Genomic DNA, 18,774 nt, shown 5'->3' on the forward strand with positions numbered 1-18,774 from the left:
TTCCACCGTGTCCACGTTGACGCTCAATGTCCGCTTCACCGCCAAGCCCGGCCACGAGGCCGAGCTGCGCGAGGTGTTGCAGAACATGATCGAGCCGACCCTCGCCGAGAGCGGCTGCCTCGCCTATGAGCTGTACCTGCACCCGACCGATCCGAGCCGGGTGGTGTTGCTCGAGGAATGGGTCGACGCCGAGGCCTTGGCGACGCATTTCGAGACCCCGCATCTGAAGCAGTGCGCGGCGGCGCTGGATCAGATTCTGGTCGAGCCGTTCAATCTGCGGCGATTCGCCGAGATCTAGACATGCGCACGCGGCCCCGGCGACCCGAGTTCGGATCGCCGGGGCCGCGGCGGGTCAGTGGAACGTGCGCCCGCCCAGCGAGGCGCTGATAATGGCCGGCGGGGTCCAGCCGACCATGAGATTCGCGCGCTCCTGCGGGGTGAGATCCTGCCTGGCCCAGATGCGGTGCGCGCTGCGGCGGCAGGCGGCGACCAGGGTGGGGGCGGTGCGGTTGCGGAACCTCATGACGTTTTCTCCTTCGACGGATCTCCATATTTGCCCCGCGCGCGGGCCCGCGACAGCAGTCGCGGACGATCTCTACGAGTTCTGTATGCCGCCGTAAATGGACTCGGACCCCGGTCCGTTTAAACCCGACCCCACCGGGTGTCCCCCCGCTCGGGCTACTACCATCCAATGGAGTGAAGCCCGATGCCCCGCACGACCGCGTCTGGATCGACAAGCAGACGCCCGCCGCGTTCCGCGCCCTCATCCGGGTCGCGAACGAAGTACACGCCGCGGCCGCCGCGGCCGGCCTTGATCGCAAGCTCATCGAGCTGGTCAACCTGCGGGTCTCCCAGATCAGCGGCTGCGCCTTCTGCCTGGACACCCATCATCGCGCCGCGCTCGCCGCCGGGAATACCGAACAGCAAATCGCCGTGCTGCCCGCGTGGCGGCGCACCGAGCTGTATTCACCACTGGAACAGGCCGCGCTCGGGCTGGCCGAGGCCACCGCGACGCTGCCGGACGAGCACACGCTGGAGCGTGAGTACGCGCTCGCCCGCAAGGTTCTCACCGACGACCAACTCTCTGTGGTCGTCTGGGCCGCCACCACGATCGGCGCGTTCAATCGCGTGTCGGTCCTCAGCAGACATCCGGTACGCGCATCGAAGGAGAAGTCGACCATGACCACAGCCGCCTCGGAATCCAAGGTTGTCCGCAACGACGAGAAGCACCGGTACGAGGTGTTCTACGGCGGCGACCTGGCCGGGTTCGCCGAGTACGAGGAGCGCGACGACGAGACGGTGTTCACCCACACCGAGATCGACGGCGCGTTCTCCGGCAAGGGGCTCGGCAGCGTCCTGGCCAAGCAGGCCATCGAGGACGCGGTCGAGCGCAAGCGGGCGATCCGGCCGCTGTGCCCGTTCATCCGGACCTACCTGGACAAGCACCCGCAGTACGACGCGCATGTCATCGGTAAGGGCATCACCCGGTGAGCGACCTGGATCCGCATCCGGCGGAGGCGCTGTGCGAGCCGGCGCCAGGCCCGGGTCCGGTCGCGGAGCTCTATCCCTCGCGTGAGGTGCCGCTCGGCGGCGTGCGCGGCGTCTTCGTGGAACGGGTGCTGCCGCAGCGAGATCTGCCGACGGTCGGGGCGTGGTGCTTCCTGGATCACTTCGGGTCGCCGACGGTCACCGATACCGGGGCGTCGCCGGATATCGATCCGCATCCGCACATCGGCCTGCAAACGGTGACCTGGCCGTTCGACGGGCGGATCCGGCACCGCGACTCGGTGGGCTCCGATGTGGAGATCGAGCCGGGGCAGCTGAATCTGATGACCTCGGGGCGCGGCATCGCGCATTCCGAATACAAGGTCGCGGGTGCGCACGCGGGACACGGTTTGCAACTGTGGATCGCCTTGCCCGGCAACAAGACCGGGATCGATCCGCACTTCGAGCAGCATCGTGAACTGCCGGTCTATTCGGCGCCGGGCCTGCGCGCCATCGTGCTGATCGGCACGCTGGCCGGAATCACCTCGCCCGCAACCGCATACACGCCGATCGTCGGCGCGGACGTGCGGCTGGAGCCGGGCGAGGCCACCCTCGCGCTGGAGCGCGGGTTCGAGCACGCGTTGATGGTGATCGAGGGTGAGGTGATGGTCGACGGCACGCCGCTGAGCGCGGGTCCGCTGCTCTACCTCGGCACCGATCGCGACGAGATCTCGCTGAGCAGCAGTGCCGGAGCGCATTTCGCGCTCATCGGCGGCGCGCCGTTCGGCGAGGAACTGGTGATGTGGTGGAACTTCGTCGGGCGCAGCCACGAAGAGATCGTGGCGGCCCGAAACGACTGGGAGAATCACGATCTCGGGCGCTTCGCCGATATCGCGGGTCACCCGCCCGAGCAGCGCATCCCCGCCCCGCCGCTGCCCGGACTGCATCTCAAGCCGCGCAAGCGCCGGATCGGTCCGGCCAGAACCTGATTCGGACGAGGGTTACGGGACGGCGGTGAACAGCTCGTAGCTGTGACCGTCGGGGGCGTGGACATAGACGCCGCGGCCCCCGCCCAGATGGTTGACGGCCCGGTCCCAACCGTGTTGCGGACCGGAGCCGTAGTCGACGGCGGGCCACCGGTTCAGCCGTTCGAGTACCGCGTCGAAGGTCTCGTCGTCTACGAGGAACCCATAGTGGCCCGGCTCGACGCGGCCACGGTCGTCGAAGTCGAGGGTGAGATCGGCGTTCACCTGTACCGGCGTGAACGGCCCGGTGGGTGCGCCCACTTCGAGACCCAGCAGGTCGGCGAAAAACGTTGCGGCAGTTCGCCGGTCCACCGCGGGCACGATCGTGTGATTCAAGACGACGGTCACGATTACCTCCTGATACATGCGATTCGCATACAAATATACATGCGTATCGCATACGATTGCTCGCGACCGGTTAGGCTGACGGCATGAGCAGACGGGCAACCGCCAAGCCTGGAGCCGCCGCCGACGGCGGACCGGCACTGTTTCGGCTGGTTCGATTCTGGTCACGGCGCTGGATCAACCGAACGTCGGCAGATCTCCCCGACGAGCTGCGGCACGCCCAGCACGTCCAGGTGGTCGAGGCGGTGGCGGCCACCGTCGAACAGGCCGCCGAGGCCACCATCACCTCGGTGTCACACCAACTGGGACTGGACCATTCGGGCGCGAGCCGGATGGTGCGGGATGCGACGGCGGCGGGCTTTCTCTCCCGCGCGGAATCCGAACACGACCGGCGCCGAACGGCATTGACACTGACCGCCAGCGGCGAGCGCCTGCTCGCCGAGGCCCGCGACTGGCAACGCCAGGTCTTCACCGAGCTCACCGCCGACTGGGACGACGTCGATCGGCAGCGATTCGCCGGATATCTGCGTCGATTGAGTAACGAACTCGAGCTCTGAGCCGAGTTGTCTTGCGCCCGAACGACGAGCCGTACTCGTCCGCGCCTGATACTGTCGCCGACGAACACACTGCGCAGGGGGCAGCGCTACCGAAAGAGCACGATGAGATTCTCCAGAATCACCGCGACCGCACTGCTGGCCTTGGCGGCCACCGTCATCAGCACGAGCGCCACGCACGCGGATCCCGCCACCGCCACACCCGACACCGCACTCGACGTGCGGGGGTCGTTCGCCGACATCGCCTACCAGGTCGCCGCATCCGAGGATAGGCGCGCCGCGGTGACGACGATCCAGGACGGACGCTTCGAACTGATCCACGACGGCCGGGTGGTCACGCTGACCGATCGCGACGGCAGCGTCGTCGCCGCCTTACCGATGGCCCTGCGCGTCGGCGACAAGCGGGTGGCGCTGAATCCGGTCATCGAGGAGGCCGGTCATCGGCTCACCCTGGTGCCCGACCACATGTCGCAGGCGCCGCTGCGCGACGTGAGCAGCCAGGAACGCTTCTTCGCCGAGGTCGAGAAGGCGATGCCGATCGTGCTGGCGGGCGCGGGAATCGGCGCCGCGATCGGCTTCGTGGTCGGGTTCCCGCTCGGGCTGTTCGTCATCGACTTCATCACCGTGCCGATCACCACGCTGCTGGGCGCGGCGATCGGCGCGGCGGCCGGACTCGCGATGGCCGGCGGTCAGCCGGCGATCGACGCGGCGCTCGATTACGTCTCCGGCGCACCCTGATCCGGGAGCGGCAGGCGTCCGCTAGCCGCGACGCGAAGCGATCGAGACCACCGAGTCACCGGCGGGGTGCGCGATCCTCGATTTCGACGGCGGAGTCCAAGGTCTGGGTTCCGATGACGCGCAGCAGGTCCAGTTTCTCGGCGGCGTCCGTGCCCGGCTGTGGCAGGTAGACCAGCAGGCGCTGAGCGGCGTTCGGAGTGAGCAGCGTTTCGCAGATCGTGTCCACCAGGCCGACCTGGGGATGCTGGATTCGCTTGGTGTCCGAAAGGCGCACCGCCACTTGGTGTTCGTCCCAGAGCACGTCGAATTCCGTACTGACCGAACGAAGTTTCGCGATGTATTCGGTGATGTCCGCGTCGCCGGCCCGGCGCGCGGCGGTCGCACGCAGATCGGCAACGTGCTTGCGGCCCAGCCGATCCCAGTCTTCCTCGGGGAAGGCCGCGCGCGACTCGACGTCGGTGAACCAGCGGAAGGCGTAGAAGCGTTCCCAGCCGCGCCGATTCGCCAGGTCACCGAGCAGCAGGGTGTGCATGCGGTTCTGCACGAGCACCTCACCGAGGTCGGTGATCACGGTGGCGGCGGTGTCGTCCAGCTTGGCCAGCAGGTGCATCAGCCCGGGCCCGACGTGCTTGTCGGACTGCTCGCGGACCGGCGCCGCGTGGTCGCACAGATGGTAGAGGTGATCGCGTTCGTCGCTGCTGAACCGCAGGGCACGGGCCAGCGACGCGAGCACCTGGGTGGACGGCCGCGGGCCGCGGGACTGTTCCAGGCGGGTGTAATAGTCCGTCGACATACCGGCGAGCAAGGCCACCTCGTCCCGGCGCAGACCAGGGGTGCGCCGCCGGGCACCGGGTGGCAACCCCACGTCGGCCGGGGTCAGCTGCTCCCGGCGGCGACGGAGGAAGTCGGCGAGCTCGGTGCGGTCCATGCCTCCACTGTCCCCCGGATCGGGCCGCGGAGCCAGGGATCGGCAGTCCCCCGATCGGCGATCTCTGCCGGATCCGCCGCGGGAGGTTCAGGCTTGTCCTATGACGACATCGAAGATCTCCACAGTTCAGCTCGGTAAGACCGGCCCGGCCGTCGGCCGGATCGGGCTCGGGGCGATGGGAATGTCCGGCATGTACGGCGCGGCGGACGACGCCGAATCCACCGCCACCATCCACGCCGCGCTCGATTCCGGCGCGAACCTGATCGATACCGGCGATTTCTACGGCGCCGGACACAACGAGCTACTGATCGGCAAAGCGATCGCCGAGCGGGCGCGCGAGGATGTGGTGCTCAGCGTGAAGTTCGGTGCGCTGCGCGGACCCGGGGGCGCCTGGGGCGGCGTGGACACCCGGCCCGAGGCCCTGCGCAACTTCCTCGTCTACAGCATGCAGCGGCTCGGGGTCGACTATGTGGATGTCTACCGGCCGGCCCGGCTCGATCCGAACGTCCCGATCGAGGACACCGTGGGCGCGATCGCCGAACTGATCGAGGCGGGGTATGTCCGGCACGTCGGGCTGTCCGAGGTCGGCGCCGACACCATCCGGCGGGCCGCGGCGGTGCATCCGATCGCCGATCTGCAAATCGAGTACTCGCTGATCTCGCGCGGCATCGAGGCGCAGATCCTGCCGCTGTGCCGGGAACTCGGCATCGGCATCACCGCCTACGGCGTGCTGTCCCGCGGGCTGCTCAGCAGCTCGGTGCAGGCGGGAACCACGTTCGCCGCCAACGATTTCCGGGCGCACAGCCCGCGCTTCCAAGGCGAGAACCTCAGCCGGAATCTGAAGCTGGTCGACGCGCTGGCCGAAATCGCCGCAGGCAAGGATGTTTCGGTCGCCCAGCTGGCCATCGCGTGGGTGCTGACCCGCGGCGCGGACATCGTGCCGATCGTCGGCGCGCGCCGGCGCGCACGCTGGGCCGAAGCCGCAGGCGCGCTGGATGTCTCGCTGAGCACGGACGAGTTGGCGACCATCGAGGCCGCGGTGCCCAGCGATCAAATCGCCGGGGAACGGTATGCCGCCGAACAGATGGCCATGCTCGACAGCGAGCGCTGAGCGATGGGTGCGCTCGGTCGCCGAGCGCACCACCTATCTGCGCGGGCGGATGACGGCGGTGAATGCCGCTGCGGCGACGGACTTTCCGGCGTGGTCGGTGATGTTCACCGGAACTTCCAGGTCGATCGATGCCTGTGCCGCGATATCCGCGCGCACCTGTCGCAGTACCTCGCCGGACAGCTCGGACGTCGCGAGATACGGTCCCGCGTCGCCTTTGGCCCGCGCCCGGTATTCGATTCGGCCGTCCCTGGCCACGATGAAGGTCTCCCCCATCAGGTCGACGATGCCCGAGACCGCCGCGCCCATGGCGGCGGTTTCGGCCAGCCCGAACAACACGGCCGCGTGCAGGTCACCGTTGTGATTCAGATGCTCGGGCCGCGGCGCCATCCGCACCACGTTGCGGCCCGCGTCGAACTCCACGCCCTCGATCCCGGTGTACTGGATGAACCCCAGCTTCTGGAACCCTGCCATCACCAATTCGCCCATGGCCGCTGTGTCCATCGCATCTCCCACCAGTAACTGAAACGTGTTCTAATTTCATACCGTGTGGCGTGCGGGTTGTCCATGCGGGGGACTCAAGGCCGGGCGTAGGCCTTCGGCAGTTGGTAGCCGCGTTCGGCGAGGATGGTGCGCAACAGGTCTGGGCGGTTGGTGATGAGGCCGTCCACGCCGAGGTCCAGCAGTGCCGCCATGGTGGGCCGATCGTCGACGGTCCACGGCACGACGCGCATTCCGTGCTGGTGGGCGGCTTGGACCAGAGTGCCGGTGGTGAAGGGCTGGTAGCCGGGGTCCTCGACGCTGCCGCCTTGTGGGTCGCCGTGCACCGGTGACACCGCGTCGGCGCCGAAAGAGGCTGCCGCGCTGACGAATTTCTGCTGCAGCGAACCGGGGAAGTCATCGATGTCGATGCCGCCCAACCACGGGGAAGCGCCGGGCCGGCCTTCCTGGAGGAATTGCTGTCCGTTGGTCAAGGCGACGAGGGGCAATTCCGGTGCCACCTCGCGCATGCGCATGAGCGAGCCCCAGTCGAAACTTTGGATGGTGACCTGGTTTTCGAGACGTGCGCGTCGCACTTCCGCGGCGATCACTTGCACGAACTGCTCACGCGGCGCGGTTTGTTCCGGCGCTCCGGCTTCGACCTTGGATTCGACATTCAGCATGACCTCATCGGCGTGATAGGCGTGCACAAGGTCGAAAACCTCGGACAGCAAGGGCATTCGGGCGCCCGGCGCCGTCCGTTGCTCCGGAAAGGCGGCTGATCGCTTCGAACCGCAATCGATGGTGCGCACCTGCGCCAAGGTCAGATCTCTGATGAACCTGGTGCCCGGCACATACGGGAACTTCGGGTCACCCAGGAAGGCGGGCAGCGTATCGACACACTTGTCCGGACTCGGGTCACGGTCATGGGTCACCACCGCGAACCCGTCCTCGGTGATCTGCACGTCCAGTTCCAGCGTGCTGACGCCGAGCTCCAGGGCATTCGCGAAGGCGGGCAACGTGTTCTCCACCACCAGCGCTGCTCCACCACGATGCGCCTGGAGATCGAACGGCGCCGGCGGCCCGTCCGCCGACGCCGCACCCACGTTCAGGACACCGGCCAGCAGGATCGTCGCGACGCCCACCGCATACGTTCGACGCATGCCTCCATTGTGACGGTCGCCGCCGACGTCGCGATGACTCTCGCATGAACCCTCAGCGATGCTTTATCCGCTCCTCGTCGGACTGGCCGGAAGTGTCTTCGCCTCGATCGCGCAGATCATCCCAGGCCGCGAGCACGACGATGCCGATGAGTAGCAGTGCGCCGAGCGCGACCGCGAATGTGTAATGCACGGCCCGGAATCAGGCCAGGCCACCGGGTTTACCTAGTAGGTCGGCTAGCGCGGTGTCGATGAACCGGGTGTCGTCCGGGTTCGTGCCGTGGCCGGCGAAGTGACCCCAGATGCCGGGGATGACCCGGAGTTCGGCGTCGGGGATGTGCGAGACCGCCCAGGCTTCGTCTTCCGGCGGGAAGTAGAGGTCCTTCTCGGCGGGCAGGACCAGGGCGGTCGCCTTGATCGAGGCGAGGGCGGCCTCGGTGTTGCCGTCGAAGCCGGGGGTGCGCCCGACGTCGGCGTTCTGCCAGGTCCAGAGCATGGTCAGCAGGTTGTTGGGGTCGCGGTCGTCGAGGAAGAAGCCTTCCCAGAAACCGATGAGGAAGTCTTCGAGCGAGGTGTAGCCGAGCTTCTCGTACTCGTGCTCCCAGTAGAAGGCCTGGGAGAAGCCCCAGCCCGCGTAAACCCTTGCCAGGGCGCGCAATCCGGTGGTCGGCCAGTTCTCGCCGTACCAGCCGCCGGCGAACGCGGAATCGGCGGTCAGGGCCGCCTTCACGCCCTCCAGGAAGACCTTGTTGTGCACGCTCGTCCGGGCCGAGCCGCAGAACGGGGCGATCCGTTCGACCATCTCCGGATGGCTCACCGCCCACTGATAGGTCTGGCCCGCACCCATCGACCAGCCGGTGACCAGCGCGAGCCGCTCGATGCCGAAATGCTCTGTCACCAAACGATATTGCGCGGCCACCTGGTCGTAGACGGTGATGCCGGGGAAGCGCGCGCGATCGTAGGGTTGCAGGGTGTTGCTCGGCGAGCTGGACAGGCCGTTGCCGAGCATGTTCGGCACGATGATGAAATACTCGGCCGGGTCCAGCGCCAGGCCCGCGCCGATCAACCACTCGTTGTCCCAATGTCGCCCGGAGTACCACGTCGGATAGACGATCGCGTTGCTCTTGTCGGCATTGAGCTCGCCGTAGGTGGCATACGCCAGGAAGGCGCCGCGCAAGGTGGCGCCGTGCTGCGTGGTGAAGTCACCGAGATCGAAGATCTGGTGGTGCTCGGGCATGAAGCGACTCGCTTTCGCAACGGGCGGAACAGGATTCGGCAGGCCGCAGCCGCGCTCACGCACCACCCAACCCCTTCAATTGAAAATATTCTTACAGAAAATATTCCCCCAAAAGTAAATTTCCCATCACTCTTTCGACACCCCGGCCGATCGGCTACCAGAACACAAACGGCCCCCGCTCCGAGGGGAGCGGGGGCCGGATGTGGTTGAGCGGTACCGGGTCAGCGGTAGTCGCTGAAACCGTAGTCGTCGAGCGGGACTGCGGCGCCGGTGGTTTGGCCGAAGCTGTCCGGGCTGTAGTAGGTGTCGTCGTAGGACGGCACCGCGTACGCGGCGGCACGGGCTTCTTCGGTCGGCTGCACCGTGATGTTGCGGTAACGGTTGATACCGGTACCGGCCGGGATCAGCTTGCCGATGATCACGTTCTCCTTGAGGCCGATGAGCTTGTCGGAGCGGCAGTTGATCGCCGCGTCCGTCAGGACTCGAGTGGTCTCCTGGAAGGACGCCGCCGACAGCCACGAATCCGTCGCGAGCGACGCCTTCGTGATACCCATCAGCACCGGGCGACCCGCCGCGGGCTCGTTGCCCTCGGCGACGACGCGACGGTTGGAGGCCTCGAACTCGGACCGCTCGGTGAGCGAACCGGGCAGGAACTCCGTGGCACCCGAATCGATGATCGTCACGCGACGCAGCATCTGGCGCACGATGACCTCGATGTGCTTGTCGTGGATCGACACACCCTGCGAGCGGTAGACCTCCTGGACCTCGTGGACCAGGTGGATCTGCACCTGACGGGGACCCATGATGCGCAGCACCTCGTGCGGATCCGCCGCGCCTTCCAGCAGCTGCTGGCCGACCTCGACGTGGTCACCGTCGGAGAGCAGACGCTCGGTGCCGTCGTCGTGCTTGAAGACACGCAGACGCTGACGCTTCGAGAGCTTGTCGTAGACAACCTCTTCACCACCGTCATCCGGGATGATGGTGATCTTGTAGAAGCGGTCGTCGTCTTCCATCCGCACCCGGCCACTGACCTCGGCGATCGGAGCCTTGCCCTTCGGCACGCGGGCCTCGAACAGCTCCTGCACTCGGGGCAGACCGCCGGTGATGTCATCGCCCGCGACACCACCCTGGTGGAAGGTACGCATGGTCAGCTGGGTACCGGGCTCACCGATGGACTGCGCGGCGACGATGCCGACGGCCTCACCGATATCGACGAGCTTGCCGGTGGCCATGGAACGGCCGTAGCAGGTGGCGCAGACACCGGTGCCGGTGGTGCAGGTCAGCACGGAGCGGACCCGAACCTCGGTGATGCCTGCCCCGAGCAGCGCGTCGATCGCCGGGTCGCCGAGGTCGGCGCCCTTACCGATGACGAGGTTGCCGTCGGCGTCCACCGCGTCCGAAGCGAGCGTGCGAGCGTACGCGGAGGTTTCCACGTGCGCGTCGCGGATGAGCGAGCCATCCGCCTGCTTGTCGGCGATGTGCACGATGATGCCGCGCTCGGTGGCGCAATCGTGCTCGCGCACGATCACGTCCTGCGAGACGTCCACCAGACGACGGGTCAGGTAACCCGAGTCGGCGGTACGCAGCGCGGTGTCGGCCAGACCCTTACGCGCACCGTGGGTGTTGATGAAGTACTCGAGCACGGTCAGGCCCTCACGGAACGAGGACTTGATCGGGCGCGGGATGAACTCACCCTTCGGGTTCGTCACCAGGCCCTTCATACCGGCGAGGGTACGGGTCTGGGTGAAGTTACCCGTGGCGCCCGACTCGACGATCGTGATGATCGGGTTGTCCGGCGGGTAGTGCGCACGCAGTGCCGTACCGACCTCTTCGGTCGCTTCCTGCCAGATCTTGACCAGGGCGTTGTTGCGCTCCTGGTGATCGAGCGCACCACGCTGGTACTTCTTCTCGATCTGATCGGCAAGCGCCTCGTAGCGCTCCATGATCTCGGTCTTCTCCGGCGGCACGAGCACGTCGGACATGGAGACCGTCACGCCGGAACGGGTGGCCCAGTAGAAGCCCGCGTCCTTCAGCTTGTCGACGGTCTGCGCGACCACGATCATCGGGTAGCGCTCGGCCAGATCGTTGATGATCGTCGCCTGACGCTTCTTCGGCATCTGCTCGTTGATGAACGCGTAGTCCGCCGGGAGCAGCTCGTTGAACAGCACGCGACCGAGGGTGGTCTCGGCCAGCCACGCGTCGCCGCGGTTCCAGCCCTCCGGGAACAGCTTCGCCTCGATGTCCTTCGGCGGGCGCTGGTGGGTGAGCCGGACCTTGATCAGCGAACGCACGGTGAGCTCACCGCGGTCCACCGCCATCTGCGCCTCGGCGGGCGAGGAGTAAACGGCGAACTCGGCCTTGTCCTTGCCCGCGGCCTTGTACTCGCCCTTCGCGCCCTCTTCGAGGCGGGTCAGGTAGTACAGGCCGGTCACCATGTCCAGACGCGGCATGGCGAGCGGCCGGCCGGAGGCCGGCGACAGGATGTTGTTCGAGGACAGCATCAGGATGCGGGCCTCGGCCTGCGCCTCCGCGGACAGCGGAAGGTGCACGGCCATCTGGTCACCGTCGAAGTCGGCGTTGAACGCTTCACAGACGAGCGGGTGCAGCTGGATCGCCTTGCCCTCGACGAGCTGCGGCTCGAACGCCTGGATGCCGAGGCGGTGCAGGGTGGGCGCGCGGTTCAGCAGCACCGGGTGCTCGGCGATGACCTCTTCGAGGACATCCCACACCTGGGGACGCTGACGCTCGACCATCCGCTTGGCGGACTTGATGTTCTGCGCGTGGTTCAGGTCGACCAGGCGCTTCATCACGAACGGCTTGAACAGCTCCAGCGCCATCAGCTTGGGCAGACCGCACTGATGCAGCTTGAGCTGCGGGCCGACCACGATGACCGAACGGCCCGAGTAGTCGACGCGCTTGCCGAGCAGGTTCTGACGGAACCGGCCCTGCTTGCCCTTGAGCAGATCGCTCAGCGACTTCAGCGGGCGGTTACCCGGTCCGGTGACCGGACGGCCACGACGGCCGTTGTCGAACAGCGCGTCGACGGACTCCTGCAGCATCCGCTTCTCGTTGTTGACGATGATCTCGGGCGCACCCAGATCGATCAGTCGCTTGAGGCGGTTGTTGCGGTTGATCACGCGGCGGTACAGGTCGTTCAGGTCCGAGGTGGCGAAGCGGCCACCGTCGAGCTGAACCATCGGGCGCAGCTCCGGCGGGATGACCGGAACGGCGTCGAGCACCATGCCCATCGGCGAGTTGCCGTTGGTCTGGAACGCCGCGACGACCTTGAGCCGCTTGAGCGCGCGCAGCTTCTTCTGGCCCTTACCGCTGCGGATGGTCTCCCGCAGGCTCTCGGCCTCGGCGTCGATGTCGAAGTTCTCCATCAGCTTCTGGATGGACTCCGCACCCATGGCGCCGGTGAAGTACTCGCCGTAGCGGTCGATCAGCTCGCGGTAGAGCACCTCATCGACGATGAGCTGCTTGGGCGCCAGCTTGGTGAAGGTGGTCCAGATCTCGTCGAGCCGGTCCAGCTCACGCTGGGACCGATCGCGCAGCTGACGCATCTCGCGCTCGCCGCCGTCCTTGACCTTGCGGCGGACGTCGGACTTGGCACCCTCGGCCTCGAGTTCGGCCAGGTCGGCCTCGAGCTTCTGGGCGCGGGCCTCGAGGTCGGCGTCGCGCTGGTCGGCGACCGCCTTCTTCTCGACCTCCATCTCGGCCTCGAGCGTGCTGAGCTCGTTGTGGCGCAGCTCGTCATCGACGGCGACGATCACGTAGGCGGCGAAGTAGATGATCTTTTCCAGATCCTTCGGCGCCAGGTCGAGCAGGTAGCCCAGGCGCGAGGGCACGCCCTTGAAGTACCAGATGTGGGTGACGGGTGCGGCCAGCTCGATGTGGCCCATCCGCTCACGGCGCACCTTGGCGCGAGTCACCTCGACGCCACAGCGCTCACAGATGATGCCCTTGAACCGGACACGCTTGTACTTGCCGCAGTAGCACTCCCAGTCCCGGGTGGGACCGAAGATCTTCTCGCAGAAGAGCCCGTCCTTCTCCGGCTTGAGCGTGCGGTAGTTGATGGTCTCCGGCTTTTTCACCTCGCCGAAGGACCACTGGCGGATGTCGTCCGCGGTGGCCAGGCCGATCCGGAGTTCATCGAAGAAGTTGACGTCTAGCACGTAACTTCACCTTTCACGGAGCTTGCGGAGTGAAAGTTCAACTTCACTGCCCCTATTCGGGTCGAATTCGAGCAAAAAGTTCACTAGTGGGTGGAACGCGGGGCCGGATGCCGTTCGAAGCGAACGACATCCGGCCGACCGCCTAGTTCGCCAGATCGTCGACGGTGGCCGCTTCGTTCCTGGACAGGTTGATGCCCAGGTTCGCCGCGGCGCGCTCCAGATCCTCGTCGTCGCCGTCGCGCATCTCGATCGCGGCGCCGTCGGAGGACAGCACCTCGACGTTGAGGCACAGCGACTGGAGTTCCTTGAGGAGCACCTTGAACGACTCCGGAATGCCCGGCTCCGGAATGTTCTCGCCCTTGACGATCGCCTCGTAAACCTTGACGCGACCGACGACATCGTCGGACTTGATCGTCAGCAGCTCCTGCAGCGTGTATGCCGCGCCGTAGGCCTGCATGGCCCAGCACTCCATTTCACCGAAGCGCTGGCCACCGAACTGGGCCTTACCGCCGAGCGGCTGCTGGGTGATCATCGAGTACGGGCCGGTCGAGCGGGCGTGGATCTTGTCGTCGACCAGGTGGTGCAGCTTCAGGATGTACATGTAGCCGACCGCGACCGGGTACGGGAACGGCTCGCCGGAGCGACCGTCGAACAGCGTCGCCTTGCCGTTGTCGTCGACCATGCGCTCACCGTCACGGTTCGGCAGGGTCGAGGCGAGCAGACCGGTCAGCTCCTCCTCGCGGGCGCCGTCGAACACCGGGGTGGCGATGTTCGAGTCGGACGGTGCCGCCAGCATCTCCTCCGGCAGCGCCTTGGCCCAGTCGGGACGAGTCCCGTCCTCGCCGACGCCGACATCCCAGCCCGCCTTGCCGATCCACCCGAGGTGGGTCTCCAAGATCTGGCCGATGTTCATACGACGCGGCACACCGTGGGTGTTCAGGATGATGTCGACCGGGGTGCCGTCCGGCATGAACGGCATGTCCTCGGTCGGCAGGATCTTGCCGATGACACCCTTGTTGCCGTGGCGGCCGGCGAGCTTGTCGCCGTCCTGGATCTTGCGCTTCTGCGCCACGTACACGCGCACCAGCTCGTTCACCCCGGGCGGCAGATCGTCGTCGTCCTCGCGCGAGAACACGCGAATGCCGATGACCTTGCCGGACTCGCCGTGCGGCACCTTGAGCGAGGTGTCGCGCACCTCGCGCGCCTTCTCACCGAAGATCGCGCGCAGCAAGCGCTCTTCCGGGGTCAGCTCGGTCTCACCCTTCGGGGTGACCTTGCCGACCAGGATGTCGCCGTCCCGGACCTCGGCGCCGATCCGCACGATGCCACGCTCGTCGAGGTCGGCGAGGACCTCGTCGGAGACGTTCGGGATGTCCCGGGTGATCTCCTCGGCACCGAGCTTGGTGTCGCGGGCGTCGATCTCGTGCTCTTCGATGTGGATCGAGGTGAGCACGTCCTGTTCCACGAGGCGCTGCGACAGGATGATCGCGTCCTCGTAGTTGTGGCCCTCCCACGGCATGATCGCGACGAGCAGGTTCTTGCCCAGCGCCATCTCACCGTTCTCGGTGCACGGACCGTCGGCCAGCACCTGGCCGACCTCGACCCGCTGGCTCTCGTCCACGATCGGCCGCTGGTTCGCGCAGGTGCCCTGGTTGGAACGGGCGAACTTGCGCATCCGGTAGCTCTTGCGGGTGCCGTCGTCGGCCATCACGGTGACGTAGTCGGCCGAAACCTCTTCGACCACGCCGGCCTTCTCGTTCACCACGACGTCACCGGCGTCGACGGCGGCGCGCAGCTCCATGCCGGTGCCCACGACGGGGGCCTCGGAACGGATCAGCGGCACAGCCTGACGCTGCATGTTCGCGCCCATGAGGGCACGGTTGGCGTCGTCGTGCTCGAGGAACGGGATCATGGCCGTCGCGACCGACACCATCTGACGCGGCGAGACATCCATGTAGTCGACCTCGTCGGCGGCGACGAGCTCGTTCTCCTCGTTGCCCCGGCGGCAGAGCACCCGGTCCTCGAGGAAGCGTCCCTCGGCGTCGACCGGCGAGTTGGCCTGCGCGCGAACGTGGCGGTCCTCCTCGTCGGCGGTGAGGTACTTGACCTCATCGGTGACCCGGCCGTCGACCACCTTGCGGTACGGCGTCTCGATGAAGCCGAACGGGTTGACCCGCGCGTACACCGACAGCGAACCGATCAGGCCGATGTTCGGGCCTTCCGGGGTCTCGATCGGGCACATGCGGCCGTAGTGCGAGGTGTGCACGTCGCGGACTTCCAGGCCGGCGCGCTCACGGGACAGACCACCCGGGCCGAGCGCCGACAGGCGGCGCTTGTGGGTCAGACCCGACAGCGGGTTGTTCTGGTCCATGAACTGCGACAGCTGGGACGTTCCGAAGAACTCCTTGATCGCGGCGACCACCGGGCGGATGTTGATCAGGGTCTGCGGCGTGATCGCCTCGACGTCCTGAGTCGTCATCCGCTCGCGGACCACGCGCTCCATCCGGGACAGGCCGACCCGGATCTGGTTCTGGATCAGCTCGCCGACGGTGCGCAGGCGACGGTTACCGAAGTGGTCGATGTCATCGACGTCGACCGGGACCTCTTCGCCGCCGGGCGCGGTCATCACGCGATCACCCGCGTGCAGGCGCACCAGGTACTCGATCGTGGAGACGATGTCTTCCTTGGTGAGCACCGATCCGGTGACCTGCTCGCCGAGGTGGATGCCCAGCTTCTTGTTGATCTTGTAGCGACCGACGCGCGCCAGGTCGTAACGCTTCTCCTTGAAGAACAGGTTCTCCAGCAGGGTCTGCGCGGACTCCTTGGTCGGCGGCTCGCCCGGACGCAACTTGCGGTAGATGTCCAGCAGCGCCTCGTCCTGACCGGCGGTGTTGTCCTTCTCCAGGGTCGACATCATGATCTCGGAGAAGCCGAAACGCTCGACGATCTCCTCGTTCGTCCAACCGAGCGCCTTGAGCAGCACGGTGACCGGCTGGCGACGCTTGCGGTCGATGCGGACACCAACGGTGTCGCGCTTATCGATGTCGAACTCCAGCCAGGCGCCACGCGACGGAATGACGCGCACGCTGTGCAGGTCCTTCTCGGTGGTCTTGTCGACGGAGTGGTCGAAGTAGACACCCGGCGAACGAACCAGCTGCGAGACGACGACGCGCTCGGTGCCGTTGATGATGAACGTGCCCTTGTCGGTCATCATCGGGAAATCTCCCATGAAGACCGTCTGGCTCTTGATCTCACCGGTGTTGTTGTTGATGAACTCCGCGGTGACGAACAACGGCGCCGCGTAGGTCATGTCCTTGTCTTTGCACTCGTCGATGGAGGCCTTGACCTCTTCGAACCGAGGGTCAGAGAAAGACAGGGACATCGAGCCGGAGAAGTCCTCGATCGGCGAAAGCTCCTCGAGCACCTCCTCGAGTCCCCCGACTAGCCCGACATCGCCGCGAAGGGCGACCTTTTCACGCCATGACGGCGAACCGATCAACCATGCAAATGAGTCCGTCTGTAGATCGAGAAGTCCGGGCACCTCCAAGGGTTCACGGATCTTCGCGAAAGACACCCGCAATGGGGCTCCGGGGATTCCGGCAACTGCCTTGGTCTGGGTGGAGACTGCCAAGATGCGTCCTTCCAGCACCTCACGCGCGCCGCGTGGTGGTCCGCGACCGTCGCTTGTCTGCTACGAATTCCGCTGGTTACAACCCGAACGAAACCCGAACAGGCAACAACGGAAGTAACACCGGAAGGGTGGAACTTACGTGTGCAAATCGAGGTATGGACAGGAGGCAGCCAGCGCAACGTCCAACCGTACACCAACCGTCACGGGGGTGTCAACCTACCACCCGTGCGCACATTCACGTGGCTGGCGCGCCGTGTCCGAATCGCTGGCTGCGTCGAGGACGACGGGGCGTAATGGAGCCACTGTGACAGCTGCCGCTGTTGTGAATAGCGTGACGGCTCCAGCGAAACTCGTCAAGTAGGCGGCCTCGCGCAAGCGCTCTCAGCGGCCTCGACCAGGCATGGCGAGATCCCCTGCGCCCCTGCAAGATCACTGGTCGACGATGTCGCTGGCGAGCCAGCGATCCCCCACCTTCTGCATGTGCAGCACGATCGGACCCGCGACGCTCTGCTGGGCGGCGCCGTTCTTGGTGGCACTGACCACCAGGTTGACCAGCAGCTCGGCCCGATCGTCGGTGAGCAAGGTCACAGCGATCGGATCGGCCTTGGCATCGGCGCTGGTCTGGGCCTGTTTTACCGCCGAGATAGTGGTGTCGGCGTACTTGTCCAGATCGGCGAGCATCTTGCCGGTGAGCACCTGTTTGGCGGTCTCGCGGTAGCTGTCGATGTTCTTCACGTCGTAGGCGTAGACGGTCTTCAGCGCGTGATCGGCGGCCGCCCGCACCTCCTCGGTGGCCTTGTTGTCGACGTAGGCCTTGTTCGAGTCGTCGACGCCGGGGCGCGACGCGGCGACGGCCGCGAATCCGCCCAGCAGCAGCGCGGCGATGAGCATCGCGGCGACCAGCGACCAGAACGAGCGACCCGATGTCGAGGCACCGGAACCGCGGGACGGTCGCTTCAGGCCGCTCAGGATCTTCTTCTTCTGCCCGCCCGCCGTCGGCTGCTCGGGACGCTTCGCTTCCTGGACCGGACGTGCGGCGGGCCGGGTGGTGCTCGTCACCCGCGGCTTGCGGACCGGCGTCGTACGCGGCGCGGCGGCCTTGGCCGGCTGCTCACCCGACGGACGGCGCTTGGAGGTGACCCGGTTGATCGGCTTACGAGAGGTCATGACTGGTTCTCCTACGATCCCGGCTTGGGCGCGGCGGGCGGCTGGTCGGCGGGCGGCGCCTGCGGCGACCCGCCTTGGCCGCCGCTCAGCAGCACCGGCTGGCTCAGCGAGGAGATCTGCTCGGCCTTCCAGACGTCGCCGGTCTTGGTCACGTCGACGTTCCAGCTGTAGCGGTACTCGGCCGGCGGCTTGTCCTTGGCCAGCTCGGTCACCTGCAGCACGACCAGCGCGGACGCCTTGTCCTTCTCGCTGTTCAGCGTGGTGAGCGCGGAACCGAGGACCTTGGAGGTCATGCCCGTGTTGGTCTGCTTGGCCAGCGTCTCGGCCTGGTCCTTGTTCTTGTTCGCCGAGTCGAGCAGCGCGCCGGTCATCGAGGAGCGGGCCAGCGCGAGCGAGCCGGGAACGTCGTCGAGGTTCATCGAGGTCATGTTGAGCGCGGCCTGCCGGGCCGCGTCGAGCGCGGTGTCGCGGGCGTCGGCACGCGGGGCGTCGCTGATCGCCGAACGGACCCAGCCGGTGCCGAACCAGATGGCCGCGACCAGGGCGACGACCAGCAGACCCGCCGAGCCGACCAGCGCGACCGTGCGGACGAGCCCGCCGCGGTCCGAGCCGGGCGCCTGCTCGGCCGCAGCGCCGGCAACCACGTCGGAAGGCAGCCCGCCGTCCGCGGGGTCCGGCGATTCCGGCGGCTCGTTCGAATCGAGCCGCTTGGTCAAATCTGAGGTCACGCCAGACACCCTA

At 66.6% G+C, this 18,774-nt stretch carries 17 protein-coding genes; 6 read left to right on the top strand and 11 right to left on the bottom strand.

Annotated features, from left to right (window positions below):
• The first annotated feature begins 7 nt into the window (after positions 1-7).
• Entirely contained in the window at positions 8-298 is a 291-nt protein-coding gene (locus tag ACFYO1_RS20485) for a putative quinol monooxygenase (protein WP_387233131.1), read from the top strand.
• Positions 299-352: 54 nt separating this feature from the next.
• On the opposite strand, the gene ACFYO1_RS20490 is transcribed toward ACFYO1_RS20485, so the two are convergent.
• Positions 353-523, bottom strand: coding sequence for a hypothetical protein (locus ACFYO1_RS20490; protein WP_375912535.1), 171 nt, complete (start codon positions 521-523; stop codon positions 353-355).
• 173 nt (positions 524-696) lie between these two features.
• Here ACFYO1_RS20490 and ACFYO1_RS20495 point away from each other — a divergent pair, with 173 nt between their 5' ends.
• Both ACFYO1_RS20495 and ACFYO1_RS20500 read left to right on the top strand, forming a co-directional pair.
• Positions 697-1,491, top strand: a complete 795-nt coding sequence (locus ACFYO1_RS20495) for a GNAT family N-acetyltransferase (RefSeq protein WP_387233134.1) — start codon at positions 697-699, stop codon at positions 1,489-1,491.
• Positions 1,488-2,474: a pirin family protein gene (locus tag ACFYO1_RS20500; protein WP_387233136.1), complete on the top strand. Its 987-nt coding sequence runs from the start codon at positions 1,488-1,490 to the stop codon at positions 2,472-2,474. The genes ACFYO1_RS20495 and ACFYO1_RS20500 overlap by 4 nt, the downstream gene beginning before the upstream one ends.
• A gap of 12 nt (positions 2,475-2,486) precedes the next feature.
• Here the strand turns inward: ACFYO1_RS20500 and ACFYO1_RS20505 are convergent, their stop codons facing one another.
• The gene (locus tag ACFYO1_RS20505; protein WP_387233139.1) at positions 2,487-2,858 is read right to left on the bottom strand and encodes a VOC family protein; all 372 of its coding nucleotides are present in this window, start codon (positions 2,856-2,858) and stop codon (positions 2,487-2,489) included.
• 83 nt (positions 2,859-2,941) lie between these two features.
• On the opposite strand from ACFYO1_RS20505, the gene ACFYO1_RS20510 reads away from it, so the two are divergent.
• Together ACFYO1_RS20510 and ACFYO1_RS20515 are read left to right on the top strand one after the other, a co-directional pair.
• The gene (locus tag ACFYO1_RS20510; protein ID WP_387233141.1) at positions 2,942-3,412 is read left to right on the top strand and encodes a MarR family winged helix-turn-helix transcriptional regulator; all 471 of its coding nucleotides are present in this window, start codon (positions 2,942-2,944) and stop codon (positions 3,410-3,412) included.
• Positions 3,413-3,514: 102 nt separating this feature from the next.
• Positions 3,515-4,147, top strand: coding sequence for a hypothetical protein (locus ACFYO1_RS20515; RefSeq protein ID WP_387233144.1), 633 nt, complete (start codon positions 3,515-3,517; stop codon positions 4,145-4,147).
• A gap of 55 nt (positions 4,148-4,202) precedes the next feature.
• Here the strand turns inward: ACFYO1_RS20515 and ACFYO1_RS20520 are convergent, their stop codons facing one another.
• A complete protein-coding gene (locus ACFYO1_RS20520; protein ID WP_387233146.1) occupies positions 4,203-5,075 on the bottom strand; it encodes a helix-turn-helix transcriptional regulator in 873 nt (290 codons plus the stop codon).
• 100 nt (positions 5,076-5,175) lie between these two features.
• On the opposite strand from ACFYO1_RS20520, the gene ACFYO1_RS20525 reads away from it, so the two are divergent.
• Positions 5,176-6,186 (top strand): aldo/keto reductase, encoded by a 1,011-nt coding sequence (locus ACFYO1_RS20525; protein ID WP_387233149.1) that lies wholly within the window; start codon positions 5,176-5,178, stop codon positions 6,184-6,186.
• Positions 6,187-6,219: 33 nt separating this feature from the next.
• Here ACFYO1_RS20525 and ACFYO1_RS20530 read toward each other — a convergent pair whose 3' ends face one another.
• The 8 genes from ACFYO1_RS20530 to ACFYO1_RS20565 form a co-directional block, all read right to left on the bottom strand.
• A complete protein-coding gene (locus ACFYO1_RS20530) occupies positions 6,220-6,687 on the bottom strand; it encodes a PaaI family thioesterase (RefSeq protein ID WP_387233152.1) in 468 nt (155 codons plus the stop codon).
• 74 nt (positions 6,688-6,761) lie between these two features.
• Entirely contained in the window at positions 6,762-7,826 is a 1,065-nt protein-coding gene (locus ACFYO1_RS20535; RefSeq protein WP_387233155.1) for a glycerophosphodiester phosphodiesterase family protein, read from the bottom strand.
• 52 nt (positions 7,827-7,878) lie between these two features.
• Positions 7,879-8,016 (bottom strand): hypothetical protein, encoded by a 138-nt coding sequence (locus ACFYO1_RS20540; protein ID WP_387233157.1) that lies wholly within the window; start codon positions 8,014-8,016, stop codon positions 7,879-7,881.
• A 9-nt stretch (positions 8,017-8,025) separates the two neighbouring features.
• Positions 8,026-9,060, bottom strand: coding sequence for an alpha/beta fold hydrolase (locus tag ACFYO1_RS20545; RefSeq protein ID WP_387233160.1), 1,035 nt, complete (start codon positions 9,058-9,060; stop codon positions 8,026-8,028).
• Between the two features lie 221 nt (positions 9,061-9,281).
• Complete coding sequence (locus tag ACFYO1_RS20550) at positions 9,282-13,235, bottom strand: DNA-directed RNA polymerase subunit beta' (RefSeq protein WP_387233163.1); 3,954 nt, start codon at positions 13,233-13,235, stop codon at positions 9,282-9,284.
• Between the two features lie 142 nt (positions 13,236-13,377).
• Entirely contained in the window at positions 13,378-16,884 is a 3,507-nt protein-coding gene (locus ACFYO1_RS20555) for a DNA-directed RNA polymerase subunit beta (protein WP_387233166.1), read from the bottom strand.
• Between the two features lie 411 nt (positions 16,885-17,295).
• Positions 17,296-18,033: a hypothetical protein gene (locus tag ACFYO1_RS20560; RefSeq protein WP_387233169.1), complete on the bottom strand. Its 738-nt coding sequence runs from the start codon at positions 18,031-18,033 to the stop codon at positions 17,296-17,298.
• Positions 18,034-18,044: 11 nt separating this feature from the next.
• Positions 18,045-18,761, bottom strand: a complete 717-nt coding sequence (locus ACFYO1_RS20565; protein WP_387233172.1) for a hypothetical protein — start codon at positions 18,759-18,761, stop codon at positions 18,045-18,047.
• Between the last annotated feature and the right edge of the window lie 13 nt (positions 18,762-18,774).

The sequence above is a fragment of the Nocardia sp. NPDC006044 genome (genome assembly GCF_042871115.1).
GTDB lineage: Bacteria > Actinomycetota > Actinomycetes > Mycobacteriales > Mycobacteriaceae > Nocardia.